The 23,354-nt window shown below is 62.9% G+C and carries 17 protein-coding genes; 8 read left to right on the forward strand and 9 right to left on the reverse strand.

Annotated features, from left to right (window positions below; translation table 11 throughout):
* Positions 1 to 145 precede the first annotated feature (145 nt).
* Entirely contained in the window at positions 146 to 2,251 is a 2,106-nt protein-coding gene (locus tag DFR48_RS18360) for a bifunctional diguanylate cyclase/phosphodiesterase (RefSeq protein WP_245415653.1), read from the forward strand.
* 95 nt (positions 2,252 to 2,346) lie between these two features.
* Positions 2,347 to 2,508, forward strand: coding sequence for a hypothetical protein (locus DFR48_RS18365; protein ID WP_114364667.1), 162 nt, complete (start codon positions 2,347 to 2,349; stop codon positions 2,506 to 2,508).
* Between the two features lie 75 nt (positions 2,509 to 2,583).
* Here DFR48_RS18365 and DFR48_RS18370 read toward each other — a convergent pair whose 3' ends face one another.
* The 3 genes from DFR48_RS18370 to DFR48_RS18380 form a co-directional block, all read right to left on the reverse strand.
* Positions 2,584 to 3,816 (reverse strand): Fic family protein, encoded by a 1,233-nt coding sequence (locus DFR48_RS18370; RefSeq protein WP_114364668.1) that lies wholly within the window; start codon positions 3,814 to 3,816, stop codon positions 2,584 to 2,586.
* Positions 3,817 to 4,210: 394 nt separating this feature from the next.
* Positions 4,211 to 4,960, reverse strand: a complete 750-nt coding sequence (gene hutC, locus DFR48_RS18375) for a histidine utilization transcriptional repressor HutC (protein WP_245415654.1) — start codon at positions 4,958 to 4,960, stop codon at positions 4,211 to 4,213.
* Positions 4,961 to 5,046: 86 nt separating this feature from the next.
* Positions 5,047 to 6,393 (reverse strand): formimidoylglutamate deiminase, encoded by a 1,347-nt coding sequence (locus DFR48_RS18380; RefSeq protein ID WP_114364670.1) that lies wholly within the window; start codon positions 6,391 to 6,393, stop codon positions 5,047 to 5,049.
* 109 nt (positions 6,394 to 6,502) lie between these two features.
* On the opposite strand from DFR48_RS18380, the gene hutI reads away from it, so the two are divergent.
* From hutI to hutU, 5 genes are all read left to right on the forward strand, one after another.
* Complete coding sequence (gene hutI, locus DFR48_RS18385; RefSeq protein WP_114364671.1) at positions 6,503 to 7,717, forward strand: imidazolonepropionase; 1,215 nt, start codon at positions 6,503 to 6,505, stop codon at positions 7,715 to 7,717.
* A gap of 112 nt (positions 7,718 to 7,829) precedes the next feature.
* Complete coding sequence (gene hutH, locus DFR48_RS18390) at positions 7,830 to 9,365, forward strand: histidine ammonia-lyase (protein ID WP_114364672.1); 1,536 nt, start codon at positions 7,830 to 7,832, stop codon at positions 9,363 to 9,365.
* A gap of 250 nt (positions 9,366 to 9,615) precedes the next feature.
* Positions 9,616 to 10,422 carry an N-formylglutamate deformylase gene (gene hutG / locus DFR48_RS18400; RefSeq protein ID WP_114364673.1) on the forward strand — a complete coding sequence of 269 codons (807 nt, stop codon included), beginning with the start codon at positions 9,616 to 9,618 and terminating at the stop codon, positions 10,420 to 10,422.
* A gap of 7 nt (positions 10,423 to 10,429) precedes the next feature.
* A complete protein-coding gene (locus tag DFR48_RS18405) occupies positions 10,430 to 10,912 on the forward strand; it encodes a hypothetical protein (protein ID WP_114364674.1) in 483 nt (160 codons plus the stop codon).
* A gap of 21 nt (positions 10,913 to 10,933) precedes the next feature.
* Positions 10,934 to 12,607, forward strand: a complete 1,674-nt coding sequence (gene hutU / locus DFR48_RS18410) for a urocanate hydratase (protein ID WP_114364675.1) — start codon at positions 10,934 to 10,936, stop codon at positions 12,605 to 12,607.
* 21 nt (positions 12,608 to 12,628) lie between these two features.
* Here hutU and DFR48_RS18415 read toward each other — a convergent pair whose 3' ends face one another.
* The 6 genes from DFR48_RS18415 to DFR48_RS18440 form a co-directional block, all read right to left on the reverse strand.
* On the reverse strand, positions 12,629 to 14,269 hold the full coding sequence (locus DFR48_RS18415; RefSeq protein ID WP_114364676.1) for a GNAT family N-acetyltransferase: 1,641 nt from the start codon (positions 14,267 to 14,269) through the stop codon (positions 12,629 to 12,631).
* Positions 14,270 to 14,392: 123 nt separating this feature from the next.
* Positions 14,393 to 14,884 carry a hypothetical protein gene (locus DFR48_RS18420; protein ID WP_114364677.1) on the reverse strand — a complete coding sequence of 164 codons (492 nt, stop codon included), beginning with the start codon at positions 14,882 to 14,884 and terminating at the stop codon, positions 14,393 to 14,395.
* A 22-nt stretch (positions 14,885 to 14,906) separates the two neighbouring features.
* Entirely contained in the window at positions 14,907 to 16,256 is a 1,350-nt protein-coding gene (locus tag DFR48_RS18425) for an HlyD family type I secretion periplasmic adaptor subunit (protein WP_114364678.1), read from the reverse strand.
* A 3-nt stretch (positions 16,257 to 16,259) separates the two neighbouring features.
* Entirely contained in the window at positions 16,260 to 18,569 is a 2,310-nt protein-coding gene (locus DFR48_RS18430) for a type I secretion system permease/ATPase (protein WP_114364679.1), read from the reverse strand.
* Positions 18,570 to 18,590: 21 nt separating this feature from the next.
* The gene (locus tag DFR48_RS18435; protein ID WP_114364680.1) at positions 18,591 to 20,615 is read right to left on the reverse strand and encodes a hypothetical protein; all 2,025 of its coding nucleotides are present in this window, start codon (positions 20,613 to 20,615) and stop codon (positions 18,591 to 18,593) included.
* A 131-nt stretch (positions 20,616 to 20,746) separates the two neighbouring features.
* Positions 20,747 to 21,700 carry a fibrinogen-binding protein gene (locus tag DFR48_RS18440; protein ID WP_114364681.1) on the reverse strand — a complete coding sequence of 318 codons (954 nt, stop codon included), beginning with the start codon at positions 21,698 to 21,700 and terminating at the stop codon, positions 20,747 to 20,749.
* Between the two features lie 688 nt (positions 21,701 to 22,388).
* Here DFR48_RS18440 and DFR48_RS18445 point away from each other — a divergent pair.
* Positions 22,389 to 23,156: a response regulator transcription factor gene (locus DFR48_RS18445; protein ID WP_425359268.1), complete on the forward strand. Its 768-nt coding sequence runs from the start codon at positions 22,389 to 22,391 to the stop codon at positions 23,154 to 23,156.
* Positions 23,157 to 23,354 lie beyond the last annotated feature (198 nt).

The raw sequence follows: 23,354 nt of genomic DNA on the forward strand, positions 1-23,354 counted from the left end.
CGGAAGAAGACCTGCCCGGCAATTCGTACCAATTTGGAAAGGAATCTCTGCTAATCGGAAGGATGCAGCGCTCGGCGGACATGATGTTTCCTGCGGTCCACCCGGACATGACGATGTAATCAGCAAGACCTCCGATATGGTTCCGGTGAAGAAGAAGCGCGCAATAAAACAGACCCGTGGTGTGATCCTGGCAACGACCTTCGTGCTTGCCATCGCCTTCGCCGTGGCATTTCTCTCGGCCAGCGTCATCACGACGATGCGCGATGCCGCCGACTCCATCGATGCCAACCGCTCCGCGAACGCGGTGCAGGCGGCGGTGTCATCGATCAAGAAGAAGCTGGGAGCAACGGTCCGCGACAACGCGGTCTGGGATGACGCCTATACCGCAGTCTCCTCGCCAGAGGCTGACGAATGGATCTACGACAATTGGGGATCGACGAGCGAGGATTACCCACTCTACGACGGGGCGATCGTCCTCGACGCGACAGGTGCGCAGATCAAAGCCTATCTGAAGGGCGAGGAGTTCGATGCGATTTCGGCATTCGGCCCCGACTTCGTCCGGCGGGCAATCGAGGCGTCCGGCAATCGCGGTTCCGACCCGCTCATCAATTTCTACCCCTTTTCCGGCCGCGTGATGATGCTTGCCACAATGGCGATCCAGCCGTTTGCGGATCAACCGGATAACGGAGGCTACAAGTCCCTCACCTTCTTCAAGGAATTGACACCGGAATACGTCGCCGCCATCTCCGAAGACTTCCAGATCGAAGGGCTCGCGCTCGGCGACACGCCACAGCCGGGGTATCTCATCCGGGCTCTCCACGGAACGGACGGGCAGGCCATCGGATATCTGAACTGGCCCGAACAGCGCCCCGGCTCCTCCGTCTACGAACAGGTGAAGCCGCGACTGGCCATGCTGGTCGGGCTGTTCGTCCTCTTCCTGTTGGTGGTCGTCTCCTTTTCTGCCATGGAACTGCGCAAGGAACGTGCGGCCGCTGCCAAAGCGTCCCATGATGCGAGCCACGATTACCTGACGGGACTCCTGAACAGAGTCGGCCTCATCCGGGCGATCCGCGAGGCCCCGGAAGGATCATCTGTCGTCCATCTCATCGACCTCGACGGCTTCAAGGCGGTCAACGACACCTGGGGGCATGCCGTCGGCGACGCGCTCATCCGCCTTGTCGCCGAAAAGCTCGCGACCGTTCATCCCGACGTCGTCGCTGCGGCGCGCCTCGGCGGCGACGAATTCGCCGTCATCCAGCAAGGTTCGGCCAGCCCGGTCGAGTTCGGCGATCGCATCGTACGATCGCTCGCCGAACCCTTCGACATCGATGGTCGGACAGTCGAGGTCGGGGCGAGCGTCGGCTTTGCGGCGAAGACTGCGGACCTCCCCGAACTCGAGATCATTCGCCGTGCGGACATGGCGCTCTACCGCGCCAAGGAAGACGGCCGTGGACAGGTGGTTGCGTTCGACGACCAACTGGATAAGGAGCGGGAAGAGCTGGCCTTCGCGGAAAACCGCCTGAAGACCGCCATAGAGCAGGACGAGATAAAGATCGTCTTCCAGCCGCTCATTGCGGCGACTGACGGAGAAATCAACGGCGTCGAGGCCCTGGCACGATGGGTGCCGCCGACCGGCACCGTCAGCCCCGAAGTGTTCATTCCCCTGGCGGAAAAGTCCGGCCTCATCGAGGCATTGACGCGGAAGATACTTCTGGGTTCGATCCGGACTGTTTCCTGCTGGCAGTCTCTGGAGCTCTCCGTCAACGTCTCACCGATCCAGCTCTGCAACCCGAACTTCGCCGGAGAGGTGAAGAAGATGCTCGCGGAGGAAGGCTTCGACGCCAACCGCCTCATTCTCGAAGTCACCGAAGGTGTCCTGATCTCGAAGCCGGACCGCGCCCGCCGGTCGATCGATGCGCTGCGCGCCGTCGGCGTCCGTTTCGCGATGGACGACTTCGGCACCGGGCATGCGAGCATCGGCACGCTCAGGCAGTTCGGGTTCGACAAGGTCAAGATCGACCGGTCCCTGATGAGCTCGAACAACGGCGAAGTGCTGAAGGCCACAATTCACCTCGCATCCGCCCTCGATCTTCCCGTCACGGCGGAAGGAATTGAGACGGAGGAACAGGCAAGGACCGCCCGTGAAGCGGGCTGCCAGTCGCTGCAGGGACATCTCTGCGGAAAGCCGATGACCGTCGAACAACTGCGGGACAGGCTGACGCCCGATGCCCGGCCGGGGCGGATTGCCTGACAGGCAGTCGTTCACTCCTCGCATCCAGGTTAACCCTTCGATCCGGCCAGCGTTGATCCCGATGATTTCGACGTCGATATCTACGTGCTAGTTCGATGAAAGAGCTGACTGAGGAATTCGTGGATGAAGGCCTGTTCGGTGGAATCCCCGATCACCTCGCACACTACATCGACTATGACGCCATCACCCGCGATCTGGCCATGGACCACACCGAAACCGAAATTGGCGGAGAGCGGCTGATTTGTTGGTGCCAGTGAGGCCTTGGGGACATGAATCAATATCCGAATCGGAGACAAAAGGGCATCGATAGATGCCCTTTTGTCTTCCCGAGGTTAGCGCTTTTCCGGAAAAAGCCCCGGCATCCAGCGAGAAGCCAGCTTTGCCGGAAACGCCAGTTTCAAAGGCGCGCGCGAGCTTTCCGAGACAATAACCTCATACTCCGCTAAGGCAGACACGATGCGCCGCGCTTGCCGGTCACCCGCGCCGACAACATCGGCAACATCGCCGCGCGGAAGGCTACCACGATAAAGCAGCGCCTCCAGAACATTCGTTGATTTGGCGGGCAGATTGCCGAGCCTGATTTCCTCTTCCGCCCAGAGCAGGATGCGGCTGCGCAGGCGTTCAGGCTCAATTATCTCTTCCATGAAGCGGACCTGATCCAGGCACATTTCGAGAAAGAAACGGGTGAAATCGGCAAGCGCCGTCTCGCTCAATGTTCCGCGCCCATCGAGATTGCCGCGTCGTGGCTCGTCGCAGGCCATCAGATGCGCCTTATAGGACGTCTCGCTGCGCGCAAGGCCCCGCGCAACCGACCAGATACCGCCTGTATCCAGTAATTCCCGAATCATGGCGTAAGACATCAAGCGGATGACACGGCCATTACCGTCCAGAAACGGGTGGATCCAGGCTAATCGATGGTGAGCCGCCGCGACGGCAAGCAGCTTTTGCGAGCGCCCTAGCATCTTATAGGCCCCATCAAAACGGCTCAGGAAACGGGGTATAGCGCCGGGGCTGATCGCGATATGACGCCCGACCTTTACATCGCGCGTCCGTAGCACGCCTGGCACCATGCGGATTTTTTCGCCGGTGTCGGGATTGGTCACGATCAAAAGCTCGTCCGGCAACAGCTCGCCAAAACGCCTATGGATTTCCAGAATGGTTTCCTGCGCGGTAACGCGCCCGGTCATGCCGCCATGATCAATCCAGCGCTGCACCTCGATATGCGCCCTGGCTTCGAGTTGCAGGTTTCGCTTCTGTGGATCGGCACTATAATCATTCTTAAGCGCCCGCTCGATATCGACCGGATGTGTATCGTGACCTTCGATCAGGTTGCTGTAATAGCAATTCATCGAGCGCACGAGATCGGACAGCGCCGTGACGATTTCGGCAGGAAGGCTGCGCTTTAATCCGGCGGAGGCGGCGGTCAGCTCCATCGCCAGATCGAGAAGCGGCCCGGTGTGCTTGCTGCCCTCGGCAATCGTCATCGGCTCCATCAGTCCGATAGATTCACCGCGATCCTCTGCCGCTTTTATGTCCGCTTCAATGTCCGGTTTATCGTGACGCATAACTGCATAATACCAATATGTTAGATAAATTGACAGCTAAAAACTTCAGGCGGCGATGTCCGGTTCATGTCCGCATAAGATCTCGCTTGCCGGGAGGCGGGTATCCTCGGAAAATCGCGCCGTCGGCACGCGCAAGTAATCTGCGAAGACAGGCGGACGAGCATGGCGAGCGCCTGGCGTGTGACTCTGGAGTAGCTTCTCCGGCGGGACACGGCTACAATCTTGTTCATTTGAATGGACATGAGGGTTTCTCGTGTCCAGAATTTTGTACATCGTGTCACAACACCTCGGTGCAGTCAGGCTCTGTCCATTTGAGTGGTCGTAAAAGCTATTCGTTGCCAGAACTTTGTACGCCCCAAAGCAGGCATCAGCTGCCGTCACACCATCTACGGCCTCACGAGCGTTCCGGCTGGTTCGAGGCCGGGGTGAAGCGGGCGACGAGCGCGTGGCTGTCACCGGGATAGGTGAAACGCACCCATGTCACCGGCCCCTGCCCGCTCCAGGTCCGCCGCTCGACGACGAGGCAGGCCGTGCCTTTGGCGATCCTCAACATGCGAGCCGTTTCGGCCTCCGCCGGAACAGCGCTGATCCGGTGTTCGGCGGTCGTCCAGGGCACCTGGCGCAGCAGCCAGCGTCCGGGCGGCATTCCGCCAAAGTCCGAATTTGCCGCCTCGGGAACAACGCCGAGATTGATCAGGCGCTCCTCGATGCAGAAGGGACGCTCTCCGGCGAAATGGATGCAGAGAACCTCCGCCACCGACGCCTCCTCCCCGACCTCGAGGAGCCTGCGATCGTCGGCAGCGGCGATGCGTTCGACCTTGCGGACGAGGGTGAAGGCGTAGGCGAGGCGGAGCGATTTGACCTCCGCCTCGATGTCGTGGATTTCCAGCACCGCCGACTGCGCCTGTGGCTGGCGGACGAAACTGCCTGCCTTCCTGTGCCGTTCGACGAGCCCCGCCTTGACGAGCTGGGTCATCACCTTGTTGACCGTCATGCGGGAGCAATCATACTCGGTCGCGAGATCCACTTCGAAAGGAATACGATGCCCGGGCGGCCATTCACCGGTCAGGATCCGGTTCTCGATGTCGCCCAGGATGCGCTGGTGCAAGGTCGCTTCCTTGCCTGAACCGGTCTTCGTCTTCACTGATCGCTCGCTCCCACGCATGGTCGCCCTGCTTTAGCGCAGCCATCGACCGGACTGAACCGGAATCTTGGCCAGGCCGCGTGGGCTCAGTTGGAGAGGAGTTCCGCCATGACGCGCCGGAACCGCGCGGCGATCTCCTCGCGATGGACATGCCGCCCGTCTTCGACGAGCTTGCGTCCGCCGGCCCAGACCGAACCGACCCGAATGCCGTCCGCGAAGATGAAGTGATCGAGGATATGGTCGGCGCCGACGTAAGGGGCGGCGGAACGGTCGAGCGTCATCATGTCCGCCGGCGCACCCGCTGCCAGCCCCGACCGCACACCGAGCGCCTGCGCACCGCCGGCAATCGCACCGTCGAAGAGGCGCCGCCCGGTCGACCCGCCGGGAACGGCGACGATATTACGCGCCCGTTTTGCGAGACGTTGCGCATATTCGAGCTGCCGCAACTCGTCACGGATGCCGATCAGCACGTTGGAATCCGAGCCGACGCCGAACGCGCCGGCGTTCGCAAGATAAGTTTCCGCCTCGAAGAAACCGTCGCCGAGATTGGCCTCGGTGACCGGGCAGAGCCCTGCGACAGCGCCGGACCGGGCGAGCCCCCGTGCCTCCTCCGCCGTCATGTGGGTGGCGTGGATCAGGCACCAGCGCCCATCGACGCCGGCGTTTTCCAGCAGCCATTCGACGGGACGCCTCTGGAGCGCGGCGATGCAATCCTCCACCTCCTTCACCTGCTCCGCCGCGTGGATATGGATCGGTCCTTCGGGAGAGAGCCTTGTCAGGGCGGCAAGCTCGTCGGGCGTGACCGCCCGCAGGCTGTGAGGAGCAATGCCGGTGACGGCACCCGGCAAGCGGCTCGCCGCACGTCTCGCCCCGTCGAGGAGGCGGTCGAACGAATCGAGATCGCAGATGAAACGCCGCTGACCGTCGGTCGGAGAAAGCCCGCCGAAATTCGAATGGGCATAGAAGACGGGCAACAAGGTGAGCCCGATGCCGGTCTCTTCCGCCGCCGCGACAATGCGGGCGGCCATCTCGGCGATATCGGCATAGGGCCGGCCGTCCCGTTCGTGATGGAGATAGTGGAATTCGCCGACGCGCGAAAACCCCGCCTCCAGCATCTCGACATAGAGCTGTGCCGCGATCGCCTGCATCTGGTCGGGGTTCATCGAAAGGGCGAACTTGTACATCACCGTTCGCCAGCTCCAGAAATTATCCTCCGCCGGTCCGCGCATCTCGGCGAGCCCCGCCATGCCGCGCTGGAAGGCATGGCTGTGAAGATTGGACATCGCCGGAAGAAGGACGTCATGGCGTTCATCGTCGGGGGCGGCTTCGATGCCCGTCTCGACCGTCTCGATGTCACGCCCGTTGAAGCCGATCCGGACGTCGCTTGCCCAGCCGTCCGGCAGGAGCGCCAGCTTCGCATGTATCGAGGCCATCGGCCCATCCTCCCTCTTTGATCGCTTTTCGTCTTGCATCGTTTCCGATTAAGTATATACATATTCCAGAAACAGGCGTCACGCAACATCCTTGAGGAGGAGGAACGACATGGCGACGGCGGTTCGCATCTGGACCAATGCGCGGCTTGCGACACTCGATCCGAAACGCCCTGGGCTCGGCATCGTCGAAGAGGCCGCGCTCGTCGTCCGTGACGGATGCATCGCCTATGCGGGGCCGGCCGCCGATCTACCCACCACGCTGCTCACCTCCTCCGACCTTTTCGATTGCGAGGGGCGCTGGATCACGCCCGGCCTCATCGATTGCCATACCCATCTCGTCCATGCCGGCAACCGCGCGAACGAGTTCGAGATGCGGCTTGCCGGGGCGAGCTACGACGAAATCGCAAGAGCCGGCGGCGGCATCGTCTCGTCGGTGCGTCAGGTGCGGGCGGCAAGCGAAGACGACCTCGTCCAAGAGACCCTGCCGCGCCTCGATGCACTGCTCGCAGAGGGCGTCACCACGATCGAGATAAAGTCGGGCTACGGCCTGACCGTCGATGACGAGTTGAAGATGCTGCGGGCGGCACGCAGGCTCGCCGCGCTACGGCGGGTATCGATCACGACCACCTATCTCGGGGCGCACGCGACGCCGGCCGACTACAGGGGCCGCAACCGCGACTTCATCCACGACGTGGTGATCCCCGGACTGCGGGCGGCGCACGCCGAAGGACTGATCGACGCCGTCGACGGCTTCTGCGAAGGGATCGCCTTCTCTCCGGACGAGATCCGGCTCGTCTTCGACGCAGCAAGGGCGCTCGGCCTGCCGGTCAAGCTTCACGCCGACCAGCTCTCGAATCTTTCCGGTGCGGCGCTCGCAGCGTCTTACGGCGCGCTGTCGGCCGATCATCTTGAGTATACCGACGAGCAGGGCACGATCGCGATGGCGAAAGCCGGAACCGTCGCCGTCCTTCTTCCCGGCGCCTTCTACTTCCTGCGCGAGACGCGAAAGCCGCCGGTCGACCTCTTCCGCAAGCACGGCGTGCCGGTCGCACTGGCGACCGACAACAATCCGGGCACCTCGCCGCTTACCTCGCTGCTCCTCGCCATGAACATGGGCGCGACCCTCTTCGGGCTGACGGTCACCGAATGCCTCGCCGCCGTGACGCGCGAGGCCGCGCGCGCGCTCGGCAGGATCGAGGACGCGGGGACGCTCGAGGTCGGGAAATCGGCCGACTTCTGCCTCTGGGACATCGGGGAGCCCGCCGAACTCGTCTACCGCATGGGCTTCAACCCCCTGCACCGGCGCGTCTGGAGGGGAGAATAATGCGCGACCCACATTCAATGGGCGATCACCGCCTTTCCTCACCTGCCGCCAGGATCAGCGCAGAAACCGCGAGCCCACGCCTGTCACGAGACGCCAGCATTGGAAACCGCCCATGACCATCACCCTTCATCCCGGCAGCGTCACCCTTTCGGATCTCGCCGCCATCTACTGGAACGACAAATCCGCTGTGCTCGACCGCAGCTTCGATCCGGCCATCGAGAAAGCGGCGACCCGGATTGCCGCGATTGCGGCCGGTAACGAGCCCGTCTACGGCGTCAACACCGGTTTCGGCAAACTCGCCTCGATCAAGATCGACGCGGCCGATACGGCGACCCTCCAGCGCAACCTCATTCTCTCTCACTGCTGCGGCGTCGGCGCGCCGCTGCCGGAAAACATCACCCGGCTGATCATGGCGCTGAAGCTCATTTCACTCGGGCGTGGCGCTTCCGGCGTGCGGCTGGCGCTCATTCGCCTGATCGAGGCCATGCTGGAGCGGCGTGTAACGCCGGTTATCCCGGAAAAGGGTTCGGTCGGTGCCTCCGGCGATCTGGCACCGCTCGCCCATCTCGCCGCCGTGATGATGGGCGAAGGCGAAGCCTGTTTCGAAGGTGCCCGACTCCCCGGCCGCGCCGCCCTCGAAAAGGCGGGGCTGGCACCGGTCGTGCTCGCGGCCAAGGAGGGGCTCGCCCTCATCAACGGAACCCAGGCTTCGACGGCGCTGGCGCTCGCCGGCCTCTTCCGCGCCCATCGCGCCGCCCAGTCGGCGCTGATCACCGGCGCGCTGTCGACCGATGCCGCCATGGGATCGTCCGCTCCCTTCACCGCCGATATCCACACGCTGCGGGGCCACAAGGGCCAGATCGACACCGCCACGGCGCTGCGTGGATTGCTTGCCGGTTCGGTGATCCGTCAGAGCCACATCGACGGCGACGAGCGGGTGCAGGACCCCTATTGCATCCGTTGCCAGCCGCAGGTCGACGGAGCCTGCCTCGATCTCCTGCGCATGGCCGGCCGCACGCTCGAAATCGAAGCCAATGCGGTCACCGACAATCCGCTGGTGCTCTCCGACGACAGCGTCGTCTCGGGCGGCAATTTCCACGCCGAGCCCGTCGCCTTTGCCGCCGACCAGATCGCCATTGCGGTCTGCGAGATCGGTGCGATCTCCCAGCGCCGTATCGCCCTTCTCGTCGACCCCGCCCTCTCCTACGGCTTGCCAGCCTTCCTCGCCAGAAAGCCCGGCCTCAACTCCGGGCTGATGATCGCCGAGGTGACGTCCGCTGCGCTGATGAGCGAAAACAAGCAGATGTCGCATCCGGCCTCGGTCGATTCGACGCCGACCTCCGCCAACCAGGAAGACCACGTCTCGATGGCCTGCCACGGCGCCCGGCGCCTGCTGCAGATGACGGAGAACCTCTTCGCCATCGTCGGCATCGAGCTGCTCGCGGCGGCACAGGGCGTGGACTTCCGCGCACCGCTGACGACCAGCCCGGAGCTCTCCAAAGCCATCGCAACGCTGCGCAGCGTGGTCCCTGTACTCGAGGAGGATCGCTATATGGCACCGGACCTCGCCGCCGCTGCTGCGCTGGTGGCCCGCGGCACGCTCAATGCCTCCGTCTCCAAGGGCATTCTTCCTGAACTGGAGGGGTGAACATGGGCATGTATCTCTTTTCACCCCCCTCTGCCCTGCCGGGCATCTCCCCCTCAAGGGGGGAGATCGGCAAGTGGCAGGCCACGCAATCACTCGCTGAGACGCGCGACCGCGGCTATGTCCAAGCGATCTCCTTGCTCCAAGGTGGCGAGAAATACCGGACGGCGCCCCATCCAATCTCCCCCCTTGTGGGGGAGATGCCCGGCAGGGCAGAGGGGGGTGATCGTGGACGCCGGGGGAGAACCCTCCAATGACCTCCGTCTTCAAACTCACCCGCGGCAATTCGCCCGTCATTCTCGCCTTGCCCCATACGGGCACCGATGTGCCGCCGGACATCCGGGCACGCCTGAACGATAACGGAAAGCTGCTCGCCGATACCGACTGGCACATCCATGAGCTTTACGCCGACCTCTTGCCGGACGCGACGACGGTGCGGGCGACTTTCCACCGCTATGTGATCGACGCCAACCGCGATCCTGAAGGGGTGAGCCTCTATCCCGGTCAGAACACCACCGGCCTCGTGCCCGAGACGGATTTCGACGGCAATCCGATCTGGAGGGACGGCGAGGCCCCGACCGAGGCGGATGTTGCGCAGAGGCTCGCCGCCTTCCACGCTCCCTATCACGCCGCGCTCGCCGCCGAGATCAAACGGGTGCAGGCGCTTCACGGCATTGCGGTGGTCTACGACTGCCATTCGATCCGCTCGCATATCCCCTTCCTCTTCGAGGGCAGGCTTCCGGATTTCAACATCGGTACCGATATGGGCCGGACCTGCGATCCACGCATACAGGCCGCCGCGGCAGACATCTCCGCCAGCGCCGAGAGCTACACCCATGTCGTCAACGGCCGCTTCAAGGGCGGCTGGACGACCCGCCATTACGGCCGGCCGGAGACGGGCGTGCACGCGATCCAGATGGAACTCGCGCAGATCACTCATCTCGCCTCCGAGGCACCGCCGTTTGCCTATGACGAAGAGAAGGCCGAGCGGCTGCGCGCATATTTGAAAAAAATCCTGACGGATGTAGAGGAAGTCGCACTGCAACTTCCGCTATCGTGAGGATCCCGTGAAAACTATCGCTGTTGCTGCTTACACAATTTACTATCTAGCTTTTTTCGCGGCCAATACCTTTGCCGTTTTGATAGATGCGGTCTCCCGCGATGGATGCACGAAATGCTACGTCGATTCAGACGCTCAGCGTTGGAAAATAGCGTTCAGTGCAGTTGTATGGCTCGCCCCGGCTCTTCTGCTGCTGTCGAAGGCTGTTTTCAAGATGGTCAGAAGCCATGTTTCTTCTTCTCGCCAAGTCCTTCCGCGGGCAGCGTTACTGATCTCCGGCCTCCTAATCTATGCGAGTTGCATGACCGGCTCCATCGCTTCGGCGTTGCGCTGCGGGTACGATTGCTTTCCGCCACATCCTCTAAGTCAGGTCTACAGCGGCGTTTCAACCGCGTTGTTTTTCGTCGGTCTGTTCGCCGGCCTCTATAGCTTCGTGTGGCTTCAAACTCAAAAACAGCAGGCATTGCCCAGCAACTATGTGCGGTTTTAAACAACAGAACAGGACGTCTTCATGACCAACCCGCGTCACAACATTCGCGAAGTCCGTGCGCCGCGCGGTCCCGAACTCAACGCCCGGAGCTGGATGACCGAAGCGCCGCTCCGGATGCTGATGAACAATCTCGACCCGGACGTCGCCGAGCGGCCGCACGAACTGGTCGTCTACGGCGGCATCGGCCGGGCGGCACGCACCTGGGACGATTTCGATCGCATCGTCGCCACCTTGAAGACGCTCGAAGAGGACGAGACGCTGCTCGTCCAGTCGGGCAAGCCGGTCGGCGTGTTCCGCACCCACAAGGACGCGCCGCGTGTGCTGATCGCCAATTCGAACCTCGTGCCGCACTGGGCCACCTGGGATCACTTCAACGAGCTCGACCGCAAGGGGCTCGCCATGTACGGCCAGATGACCGCCGGCTCGTGGATCTATATCGGCACGCAGGGCATCGTGCAGGGCACCTACGAGACCTTCGCCGAAGCCGGCCGTCAGCACTATGGCGGCAACCTCAAGGGCAAGTGGATCCTGACCGGCGGACTCGGCGGCATGGGTGGGGCACAGCCTCTCGCCGCCGTGATGGCCGGCGCCTGTTGCCTCGCCGTCGAGTGCGACGAGACCCGCGTCGACTTCCGCCTGCGCACCCGCTACCTCGACGCCAAGGCCTATACGCTCGACGAGGCGCTCGCGATGATCGAGGAATGGACCCATGCCGGCGAAGCGAAGTCGGTCGGCCTCATCGGCAATGCCGCGGAGATCTTCGCCGAGCTCGTGCGGCGCGGCGTGAAACCGGACATCGTCACCGACCAGACCTCCGCCCATGATCCGCTGCACGGCTATCTGCCGATCGGCTGGACGGTCGCGGAATGGCGTACCAAGCAGGAGAGCGATCCGAAGGCGGTCGAGAGGGCCGCGCGCGCCTCGATGCGGGTACATGTCGAGGCCATGGTCGACTTCTGGAACATGGGCGTTCCGACGCTCGACTACGGCAACAACATCCGACAGGTGGCGCAGGAAGAGGGCCTGGAAAACGCCTTCGCCTTCCCCGGCTTCGTGCCGGCCTATATCCGCCCGCTCTTTTGCCGGGGCATCGGTCCGTTCCGCTGGGCGGCCCTTTCCGGGGATCCGGAGGACATCTACCGGACCGATGCCAAGGTCAAGGAACTGCTGCCGGACAACGCACACCTGCACAACTGGCTCGACATGGCGCGAGAGCGCATCGCCTTCCAGGGCCTGCCGGCGCGCATCTGCTGGGTGGGTCTCGGCGATCGCCACAAGCTCGGCCTCGCCTTCAACGAGATGGTGAGAACCGGGGAATTGAAGGCGCCGATCGTCATCGGCCGCGACCACCTCGATTCCGGCTCCGTCGCGTCACCGAACCGCGAGACGGAAGCGATGAAGGACGGTTCCGACGCGGTATCGGACTGGCCGCTCCTCAATGCGCTGCTCAACACCGCCTCGGGCGCCACCTGGGTCTCGCTGCATCACGGCGGCGGCGTCGGCATGGGCTTTTCCCAGCATTCCGGCATGGTGATCTGCTGCGACGGGACCGAGGACGCCGACCGACGCATCGGCCGTGTGCTGTGGAACGATCCGGCGACCGGGGTCATGCGCCACGCCGATGCCGGTTACGAGATCGCGCTCGACTGCGCGCGGGAAAAGGGCCTGCGCCTGCCGGCGATCCTCGACAACTGAACGAGAGGCGGCGAGCGGCGCTCAGACGGGAAGCGGAACCGGCGACTGCGAAAACACCTCGGGGCTGAGGAAGGCCGGCGTTGCCGCCTTGAACACCCGCGGCGCCGTTGGCGTCAGTGCCGGTGCGATCCGCAGGATGAGGGCACGGGCCTTCTCGGCATAGCGCCGACCGCTGTCTTCTGCCGATGGCAGGGCGACGAGGGGTTCGAGCACGGCCGCTGCGTCGTTGAAGCGCTTCTCGGCGACGAGCGCGACGCCCCATTTGTACCGCGCCTCGCGATGACCCGGCGCCGTCCGGCAGATGTCGTGGAAGGCTTCGGCCGCTTCGCCGTTGCGCCCCGTTGCGAGCAGCACGTCGCCGAGGCGCACGAGCACCGGCGCCGGATCGGCAAGCCGTGGCACGAGGGAGCGGTAGGACGCCTCCGCCGCCGCGAGGTCACCCTTCTCGAACATCAGGTTGGCGAGCCCGAACTCCGCTCCGCGATGGGCCGGCGCCGATTGCAGGATCTGCCGGAAGCCGATCTCCGCATCGGCCTTCTTTCCCGTGTGATAATGATCGAGCGACATTTCGTAGACATGGCGGATGCTGCGCGGGTTGAGCACGCCGCCGAGATTGCGGCCGTCTCGGGTGCGAAAGAGCGTGCAACTGATCGGTCGTTCCTCGACGCCGAACATGTACTTGTAGGGCTCGTTGCCGCGCAGGAAATCGTAGAAACGGAAACCCTCACCGATCGCCCGACGGATACAGGTGCCATGGAGCACAAGGCCCGGCGATGGCAGCTTCCACTCTTCGTCCCGACCCGTGATGTAGAAGAGCACGGTCTTCTTCTGCCGGTCGATGATGTTTGCGAGTGCGCCGAGCGGGCGATCCTCGTGCCAGAGCACCGGGACGTCGAGATTGCCGTCGGCGAAACAGTCCATCAGCATTTCGCGCGAGGCCCTGATCAATCGCTCCGTCATCTCGGCACCCTTCTGGGGCTGCCAGCGGATGCGCCAGAAATCGAAGAGGATGTCGAGATCGCGGTCGATCGTCTCAGGGGTCGCCCAGGTGATGCGATAGGCCGGATCGTCTTCCACCTTGCGCAGGAAGCGCCGCAGCTTTTGCCGGCTCTGCGCACTCATGTGCTGTTCGAGGTAGGTTTCCCATGTCTCGGGCAGAGTGATGACCGGGCAGATGCAGTTGTCGATGTTGTGCGGGCTCGAGCGTTTGCTGTCGCGGAACATCACCTCCGGTCCCTGCAGCGCCTTGATCAGGGCGATCCGGCGGGAAGGCGGGCCGCCGAAATAGTCGAACTTGATCTCCGTCCAGTTCTGCCCCTTCAGATAGGCCGCAAAGCCCGCGACCGCCCGGTCCTCGAAGGCCGGTTCGGCGATGAAGCCGGTATAGTCGGCGGCATAATTGCCCGCCATGATGATCTCATCGTAGAAGAACCCGTCCTTGTCGCGGCGCGTCTGCAGGCGAAGCGGAAAGAAGGCGACATAGGGGGCGTCGACGCCTTCCCGGAGCGCCAGGATGAACCAGCGGCGGCGACGTCCGAGATAACGGTTGAGCCAGACCCAGGAGATGAAATGCTGGGCATGGGGATCGGCCTCGAAAACCCCTTCCCATTGCGGGCGAACGGCCTCGAAGGCCTGTGGCGTATCTATGACGTCGATCAGCATGGCACTTCATCCTTCCCGTGACGCGTTACAAGGATCGGAGGAACAAAGGTTCGAAGGGACTAGACGCCGGGCAAGGCGCGGTGGAGGCGGGATACGACGTCGGGGGCAGAGAGCACCGGCCATTTACAATTCTCCCCGCAGGCGTGGGCTCGCATGGATGAAGGTCCAGAGCGCCTTGCTGATCTCGGCGATCTCGGCGATCGACCGCTCGAGCTGGCGCAGTTCCCGTGCGTCCATCTGCTCGACCTTGCCGTATCGGATCTCGCTGTCGGTCTCGACGAGGCGCATCAGCTGGGTGCTGGAGATGTCGCCGCGCTCATCGAAGGAATAGATGCTGTGGTTGTATTTGTTGCGCACCTTCGCCTCCCTCTTCAGCCGCGCCATCAGAGCGAGGACGATCTCCCGTTCGGCAGGTGGCGTGGCTGCGCGCTTGGCAAGCCGCTCCACGAGGTCGATGCGGGCACGGGTGGTGTTGAGCGTCAGGAACACCACGACGGCCGTCTCCTTGTCCACCGCCAGCATGTGGGCGATGATGTAGATCAGCAGGCTCTCGGTATTCGTCCAGACATAGTTGAGCCGCCCTACTCTCAGCAGGACATCGGTCATACTGCCCATGGTGCCCTCCCTGTCATCGGCCTCAGCGCTCCTTGAACGCCCGTGACATGCTGTCGGTGATCGGCTTGGTGATGTACTCGAAAAAGGTCCTCTCCGAGGTCTGGATCAACACGTCGGCCGGCATGCCTGGAACGGGATGAAAATCGTGCGCACGCGCCATCTCCGCCTCGGAGAGCGCGACGCGCACGATGTAGACGTCGCGTGGAGCCGCGATCGAGCCTTCGTCGATCGAGTCCGCTGAAACGTAGAAGACCTTACCGTCGAGCACCGGCGTCGTTCGGCGGTTGAGGGCCGAAAGGCGGATGGCCGCGGTCTGGCCTTCACGCACCTGGTCGATCGAGGTTCGCAGCACCTGTGCCTCGATGATCAGCGGCACCCCGGCCGGCAGGATCTCCATGATCGGCTTGCCGGTGGTGATGACGCCGCCGGCGGTGTGGTAGTAGGAGCGCACGACCGTACCTGTGACCGGCGACCGGATGACGGTGCGTTCGAGAACGCCCGCCACCTCGTGCATCTGTTCGCGAATGCTGTCGAGATCGGATGCGGCAGTTTCGAGCGCGTCGAGCGCGGCCTGCTTGTTCGCATTGACCGCGATGACCGCCTCTTGCCGGAACCGCGCGATCTGCGCTTCGCTTTCGTTCATCTCCCCCTGCAGGCGGGAGATGTCGCCCATGGCGTCGGCAATCGCGCGTTCGATCGCCAGCAGGTCCATCTTGCGCATGTATCCGACATTGACGAGCCTGGCCTTGGAATCGCGCTCTTCCTCCAACAGGGCGAGCTGCCGCTCGAAAGCCCGCCTCTGCCCCTCATAGCCCGTGAAGCGGAATTCCAGCGACTTGATGTTCTTCTCGATGAGGTTGAGTTGCTCTTCGAGCTTCACTTGCTTGCTGTGGAAGATGACGTTCTGGCTCTGGATGATCGTGTTGACGTCGGGGTCGCTCGCCTCGTCCATGACGATCTTCGGAATCTTGAACTGCTTGGCACCTTCCGCCTCGGCCCTCAGTCGGGCGACCACCGCTTCGAGCCGCAGGCGCTTCAGGTTCACCATGCGTTCGTTGGCGAGAGCCGCGGTCGGATCGAGCGTCAGCAGCACATCCCCTTCCTTGACGATGTCGCCTTCGTTGACCCGCATCTCCTTGATGATGCCGCCTTCGAGATGCTGGATGATCTTATTGTTGCCGGTGGCGACGAAACTGCCTTGCGCGATGATCGCGGAAGCAAGGGGCGCCGTCGCCGCCCAGAGCCCGAAGCCGCCGAAGGTGCTCAGCAGCACGCCGAGCCCGACCACGGTGTGAAGGCGGATCGAGCGCGGCACCTCGCTGTACCACTCGACCTGACCGGAACCATCCCTGGTTTTGATATCGCGTGTCATGGCTCACCTGCCCTCGATGGTCTTTTGTCCGGCATCGCCGCCGTTGTTCTTCGACAGTGCGTTCAGCACGTCGACACGCTCGCCGAACATCGCCACCGTGCCATCCTTCAGCACCAGTATCTTGTCGACGGCCTGAAGGAGCGACGGGCGCTGCGTGATCGTGACGGTGGTGATCCCCTGTTTCTTCGCATGCAGCAGGGCCTTGGCGAGGGCGGCCTCGCCCTGGGTGTCGAGATTGGAGTTCGGCTCGTCGAGAACGACGAACTTCGGATTGCCGAAGAAGGCGCGAGCCAGCGCAATGCGTTGCTTCTGCCCGCCGGAAAGCGGCGCACCGTCGGCGGCGACCACCGTCTCGTAGCCCTGCGGAAAGGTTGCGATCAGCTCGTGCACGTCGGCGAGCACCGCCGCCTCGTAGATCTGGCGATCATCGACGTCGTCACGCATGCGGCTGATATTTGCCTTGATCGTGCCGGGGAAGAGCTGCACGTCCTGCGGCAGGTAGCCGATGCTCTCGCCGAACTGCCGCTGGTCCCAGTTGCGGAGATCCATGAGGTCGAGCCGCACATTGCCCGAGGTCGGCAGGATCGAGCCGACGAGCATCTTGCCGAGCGTCGTCTTGCCGGAACCGGAATTGCCGATGATGGCGAGCGCCTCGCCCTTCTTGAGAGAAAAGGAGATGCCGTTCAGGATCACCTTCTTCTGCGGCGGCGGCACGAAAAGCACGCGCTCGACGTCGAGGCGACCCTCGGGGTTCGGCAGCCGCAGCCGCGGGAAATTGAGCGGCGAGCTGACGAGCAGCTGCTTGATGCGGCCATAGGCGGCGGCCGACTTGTTGAACTGGTTCCAGCCCTCGATCGCCCCTTCGATCGGCGCGAGCGCACGCCCGGAAATGATGGAGGCGGCGATCACCATACCGCCGGTCAGTTCACCGGAGAGCGACAAATGCGCACCCCAGCCGAGGAGAGTGATCTGCGTCATCATGCGGCAGGCCTTGGAAAGCCCGGCGAAGACGATGTTCCGGTCCTGCGCGGCGACGTGGGATTTCAAGGAGCCCGCGGTTTCCTGCCCCCACATTCTCACCGCCTCCGGGATCATCGCGAGCGCATTGATGATCTGCGAATTGCGCGACATCGAATCGAGGTGGAAATTGGCGCGGCCGAGATAGCCGTTTGCCTCCGCGAAGTGGCGGGCCGTGAATTTCTGGTTGAGGTAGGCGATCACGAAGAGCACCGCGCAGCAGGCCAAGATGATCATGCCGAGATGCGGGTGGACGAGATAGACGACCACGACGAAGAGCGGCATCAGCGGTGCGTCGAGAAAGGCGATCAGCGTGCCCGAGGTCAGGAAGGATCGCAATTGCTGCAGGTCCTGGAGCGTCTGGTAGTCCTTGCCGGTGCCGTGCAGCGAGGCGCGCGCGGCGGCGCTGAGGATCGGGGAGCCGAGTTGCACCTCGAGCTCGACTGCCGTCCGCATCAGGATGAAACGGCGAATGGTGTCGAGAAAGGCCTGAAGGAGCACCGCCCCGATGACCGCGATCGTGAGCATGATGAGCGTGTCCATCGAGCGGCTGGTGAGCACCCGGTCGGAAATCTGGAACAGATAGAGCGGGATCGCGAGCAGCAGCACGTTGATCGCGACGGTGAAGACCATCACGATCGCCATGTTGCGGCGGATGACGGTGATGGCGCGCGCCAGGCTCGCGGCGAAGTTTGCCGGGCCGCTGCGCTTGTGGAACCCCTTGTGGCCGTCGCCACCCCCGCCGCCTCCGCCCCCTCCGGTATCGGGCACCTTGCCGTCGCCGCCGCGCCCGGTGGCCGGGCGACGGTCTTCACTGCGGATCGGCCCGCTGTCGGCATCGATCGTCTTGCCGAACCGGATGTCCGGCTCCTGGCCGACCTTGTCCTCTATGGCTTTCCCCTCGACGTCGCCCGGATCTGAGTCCGGCATCCGGCCCCGGACGACCTGCTCGTCGCCCTGCGGTTCGGACTCCTGCTCTTCTCCCGGCGGCGTCACTCCCGGCAGGCGAGCCGCCGTGACATTCGCCTCCGCCGGGGCAGAACCTTCGCTTTCAGGGTCGGCGGGGCGACCGGCAACGCCTGACGCCGGTCCACCCCGCCCTGAGACGGCAGTCGCTTGCCGGGCCGGCACGGCCGTACCGTCTGCCAGCGTTCTCAGCGTTTCGACCGCCTCCTCGATCGCCGAAATACAGGCGTCGGTGAGTGCATTTTCTTCATGGGCGGCGGTGATGTCCCGGGGGATGCCCGGCGCGATCAGCCTGCTCCCGGCCAAGGTGTTCTTCGATATGTGGTTCATTTGCTCCCCCTGCCCTTGCACTCACGCGACCGCCGTCTGCATCACGTCGACGGGGCTCGCGTGCGACCAGGAAAGGTCGTGTCCCGCATTGATCACGCCGTCCACCGCTCCGCCGTCTCCGCCGGCATCGTCGTCGAGGAAGGCGATCACCTCGTTGGCAAGCCCGTTCTGGACCGGCTGCGGCTTGGTATCGTCGTCCTCGATGATCCCGCCCTGGATCAGGACGGCGTCGGAATAGAGATTGCCGCCGAGATAGGTCGTGTCGCCGAAGCTGTCGTAGTCGATGATCTCGGCGACGTTGACGACCGCGTTGCCTCCGGTGTCGATGGTCACCGTCGCGTCCTCGCTTCCTTCAAGCACTTCCTTCGCGACGGCATCGACGTGGTCTGCATCGCCGACCACGTTGACCTGCTTGATGAACGTCACGTCGAAGAGATTGCCGGTGATGTAGAGAACGTTGAGACCTTCATAGCCCTCGAAATTGGCGTCGTGGGCGAGGTCTTTCGGCATCGCGGGGTCACGTTCCTCGATCGCCTGGATCGTCTCCGGGATGTAGTCCGGCATGGTCTCGAAGCGGTCGTTGGCGCCGACATTGTGGATGGTCGCCTCGTTCCAGAGCAGGTTGTCGCCCGACCGGACGTCCGCGCCGCCACTGCCGCTGCCGACCACCCAATCGTTGTCGTAGAGCACGGAGAGCTGGCTGATGATGTTCATGTCGAGGACATCGCCACCGACGATCACCAGGTCGTACTGCATGCCGAGGCCGAGAAGCCCGGCGAAATTGATCGCGGAGTTGCCGCCCGTCAGGATGGTCGTTTCGCAGCCGGTCGTCGTCACCACCATCTGGTCGTTGTCGGTGACGAAGTTGTATTGCTCGATCCACTGCACAAAGCAGACATCGCCTTCGACGACGCTCACCCGCCACTGGGTCGGAAAGACCGGATCGCCCGAGCTCTCGTCGCTCGCCGTATCCGCGGCGGGATCAACCAGGCTCGAGCGGCCGAATGTCGCGATGTTGAAGGCGAGCGTGCCGGCATCTTCGGCCGCACTCTTGCCGAGCGGTCCTTCGGGACCACTGTCCCTGTCGCTGTAGACATAGGCCTGCGTGATCATGTCGACCTGGTGATAGTCGCCCATTACGGCGCTCACCGGCGCAATGATCCCGGTTGTCGTAACCCCGGCGATGTTGGCGACCATGTTGGCGCCGGCGCCGACTTCGAGGCTGTCCTCGGGGCCGCCGGTCTGCGTAGCGCTGTCGCCTTCCGAAACAGGCTCTTTCGGCGGCGCGGCGATACCGCGGTCCGGCAGGAAATCATCGAGAACGGGGACCTCTTCGACGACCGCGCCGTTGACGACGGTACCCTCGATCGCATCGCCTGCGGCCACGAAGTCCACCGCATTGCCGATACCGAGCGAGGTGGTCCCGCTTTCGATGAGATGTTCCTTCAGCGTGTGCGCGTCGTCGGCGATCGCCTGCAAGCCCTCGTAGCTGTCCGTCCGCTCATAGCCGGAGAACGGGGTATAGGCCTCCGCCTCGTTCGCATAAGCCGTGACACGCTCGACCACGAAGCGCATGTCGAGCGGAGGGGCTCCCGTGCCCGTCATGTCGAAATAATCGTCGTCCTGCAGGAGATTGACCTGGGTGACGTGCGAGATTGCCGAACCCGGACCGATGAAAATCGGCAGAACCTGTGGCGCATCCGGTGCCGGCACGTCCCAAGGCAGATGGTGCGACGGCATATCTCCTGCGTCCGTGCTTGGAAGGCTCTTGATGGCGAATTGCAGATCGGTGCCGAAGGGAACATGCCGCCCGCCACCGGCGAGATCCTCGTCGGAAAGCACATGGCGGACGCCGGGGTCGTAGTCCTTCAGCAGAAGTTTCGACGCGAAGTCGGGGTCGAGTGCGGCAAGGTCGGGCGCGTCGTCGTTCGAACCCGGCGCGACCTGGCCTTCGGTATAGGCGATGCGCATGCGTGCATCCTCGACGGCCGCATCGAAATAGCCGATGAAGTGCGCGATGATGTCGGAAATCCTTTCGGTGTGCATTGCCGCCTCCCGTTGATCTTCCGCCCGAAGGAGTGCCGGCTTTCCGGCCCGTTCCTCTCGTTTCGGTGTCTAACCGCCGAACTGCACCGGCCGCGGCCGGTGCAGCTTTTCTTGGTTGGGGGATTTGGAGATCAGGCGCCGGTATCTTCGCCGACGTCGCTGACATGCGAGTCGCCGCCGATGATGCTGCTGTCGATCGTGTTGCCGAGCAGGTTCGCACCCTGGACGAACTCGAAGTGGAAGCCCGAGTTGGCGAGGATCGCCGAGGCGTCCGCCGTGCTGTTGCCGGCAACGTCGTCGCCTGCCTTGAGATCCCAGCACTTGCCGTCGAGTTCCACGCCCTCCGCACTGTCGGCGATGCCGCCGTTGGAGGAGAGCTGGTTCATGGCACCGCCATTGTCCATCCGAACGTTCCAGGCGCTGTCCTGGTCGGCCAGGTGGTTCGCCTGTACTGCGCTGAAGCCGGCGTCGTTGCCTTGGCCGTTCAGCGAGTCGTTGAGGATGTTGTCGACGTTGAGGGTGAACGAGAAGTCGTCACCGAGGTTGAAGGTCAGGTCGCCGCCCGCGATGCCGAGATTGCCGTTGTCCTTGACGTCGTCCAGGACGGCAAAGTCGGTGTCGGTGCTGTTGTAGCTGTCGGTGGCCGTTTCCGTGACGGTCTTGATGTCGGTATCGGTCACCGTCTTGATGTCGGTGTCCGTTTCGGTGTTGGAGTAGGACTTGCTGTCATAGCTCCAGTCGTAGTCCGTCTTGATGTCGGTGTCGGTCACCGTCTTGGTGTCGTTGTCCGAGATCATCTTGATGTCGGTGTCGGTCTCGGTGTTGGAGTAGGACTTGCTGTCGTAGCTCCAGTCGTACTCGTTGTCGCGATTGTCGCCGTTGTTCGCCGCAATATCGACCTTCGCATCGACATCGACGTCAGTCGAGTTGTCGGTGTTGTTGCGGTTGTCGCCATTGGCGACGCCGCCGACATAGCCGGTGGAGCCGTCATCGACTTCCGTGGAGTTGATGGCGCTGTTGGCAAAGCCGTCGGCCAATGCGCCAACATTGTTTTCGGTATCGGAACCCTTCGGGTCGTAAGACATTTCTAACTCTCCCAAAAAAGAGGAGCAGCCTCGAAATCCCTCTCATCTCGACTGGGATCTTTTCTCGCCTGCTCCATGCTGTTGAAATCCACAGATGTACGCTTCACGTGTTCATCTGCTCCGTCACAAGTCATGCAAGTCATTCGAGAATAGAAACCTCGAAAGAGGCAATATTCTCCATTTCCGGAAGCGAATAGTCGCTTCCGGATCAGTCGCTCTTTCTTTCGTGCAATTCGCATGAGACCTGCGAAACCGAGTGGATCGTCATTCCAGATCCCGCCGAGCCTCAGTGCGGAACAGAACTGAACATCAAAAGCGGCGACGTTCCTAGCCGCGAAATGGGATTAGTCCCCGCTGTCCGGCGGCGATGCGACCAACCCCTCTTCTCTTACCGACCGCAAAAGATCCGCAAAAACAGGAGGAAGGGAAGGATCACCCGACAAGAGTGCATTGCGTCAATTATGGAAAATTGGCGGTTGAGTAGAATAATTGCAGTATATCGATGCATTGCCTTCACACGAAAGTGCGATTTCTTTTCGCAACCCTAACCCGAACTGGTTATTTTCTTTCGCGCCACAAAGAGCTAACATATTTGGCACAATATCATCCGTCAGATGAGGACCTGGGGCAATCGCGGGCTCTCCCGGGAATATCACTGTATTGCGTCGAAAACGGACGGGAGCCTTGTATGTTAATGACCGAATCTGCCCTACACGATGCTGCACGCCGAACACAGCGCAGCTCCCCGCCCAATCTGTTCGTCATGGTGGCCAAGCAGGATCTCCTGTCAGAATGCCTCGCCGAGGTTCTGTCGAAACATTTTCCCGAGACGGAGATCACCGTCTATCGCAGCGCCGGCGAGATCACGCGCAAGGAATGGGAGACTGTCAGGCTGCTTCTCCTCTACGACCTCGCCGAGACCGATATTCACGAGATCGTCGAGGACGCCTGCAAGGAAGCGCCCGAGGTTTCGATCGCGATTGTGCTCGACGGAGGCAATGTCCATGACGAATACCTGAAGCACCTCGTCGCAACCGGTGCGATCGACGGCATCCTGCCGCTCAGCCTTCGGCTCGACGTCTTCCTCGCGGCCATCGACCTGCTGGCGAAGGGCGGCGAACATTTCCCGGCGGCCCTGCTGCAACGGCTCCACGACGTCGGACCACCTCTTGTCGGGACGGCCCGGACGGGCAGCCTCATCGAGAGCGTTGGGCAGGTGACCGTTCATGATCACCGGATTTCCGTGCTGACGACGCGCGAGGTGCAGATCCTCAATCTCATCTGCCAGGGGACGCAGAACAAGACGATCGCCGACCTGCTTCACCTCTCCGAGAACACGGTGAAGGCGCATATCCGCAGCATCTACAAGAAGATGAAGGTCAAGAACCGTACCGAAGCCGCCTCCCGCTTCTTTTCCGACGAACGCGCAGACCCCGTCGGCAAGGACTACAACTAACGGGCCACGTAGCGTTCTTCTCCGACATGCAGGATGCACAGTTCTCCCAGCTCAGGGGCGCTCGCCCGGCGTTTGATCTCGCTCGTCCGGTCGACTGCTGACGGTTCTTCAGAGAGCGTGTTTGCGCCCCCACCTCGCACGAAGGGGTGGGAGGGATGGAGCTCCCCTCCCCCGATCGTGTGACGGAATGCCGTCGTC

Origin of the sequence: Ciceribacter lividus, assembly GCF_003337715.1 — a bacterium.
In the GTDB taxonomy this organism is placed as follows: domain Bacteria; phylum Pseudomonadota; class Alphaproteobacteria; order Rhizobiales; family Rhizobiaceae; genus Allorhizobium; species Allorhizobium lividum.

Coding starts and splice junctions, on each gene's coding strand:
- DFR48_RS18365 (WP_114364667.1), top strand. CDS start 2,347: ATGAAAGAGCTGACTGAGGAATTCGTGGATGAAGGCCTGTTCGGTGGA.
- DFR48_RS18370 (WP_114364668.1), bottom strand. CDS start 3,816: ATGCGTCACGATAAACCGGACATTGAAGCGGACATAAAAGCGGCAGAG.
- DFR48_RS18380 (WP_114364670.1), bottom strand. CDS start 6,393: ATGGCCTCGATACATGCGAAGCTGGCGCTCCTGCCGGACGGCTGGGCA.
- hutI (WP_114364671.1), top strand. CDS start 6,503: ATGGCGACGGCGGTTCGCATCTGGACCAATGCGCGGCTTGCGACACTC.
- hutH (WP_114364672.1), top strand. CDS start 7,830: ATGACCATCACCCTTCATCCCGGCAGCGTCACCCTTTCGGATCTCGCC.
- hutG (WP_114364673.1), top strand. CDS start 9,616: ATGACCTCCGTCTTCAAACTCACCCGCGGCAATTCGCCCGTCATTCTC.
- hutU (WP_114364675.1), top strand. CDS start 10,934: ATGACCAACCCGCGTCACAACATTCGCGAAGTCCGTGCGCCGCGCGGT.
- DFR48_RS18415 (WP_114364676.1), bottom strand. CDS start 14,269: ATGCTGATCGACGTCATAGATACGCCACAGGCCTTCGAGGCCGTTCGC.
- DFR48_RS18420 (WP_114364677.1), bottom strand. CDS start 14,884: ATGGGCAGTATGACCGATGTCCTGCTGAGAGTAGGGCGGCTCAACTAT.
- DFR48_RS18425 (WP_114364678.1), bottom strand. CDS start 16,256: ATGACACGCGATATCAAAACCAGGGATGGTTCCGGTCAGGTCGAGTGG.
- DFR48_RS18430 (WP_114364679.1), bottom strand. CDS start 18,569: ATGAACCACATATCGAAGAACACCTTGGCCGGGAGCAGGCTGATCGCG.
- DFR48_RS18435 (WP_114364680.1), bottom strand. CDS start 20,615: ATGCACACCGAAAGGATTTCCGACATCATCGCGCACTTCATCGGCTAT.
- DFR48_RS18440 (WP_114364681.1), bottom strand. CDS start 21,700: ATGTCTTACGACCCGAAGGGTTCCGATACCGAAAACAATGTTGGCGCA.
- DFR48_RS18445 (WP_425359268.1), top strand. CDS start 22,389: ATGTTAATGACCGAATCTGCCCTACACGATGCTGCACGCCGAACACAG.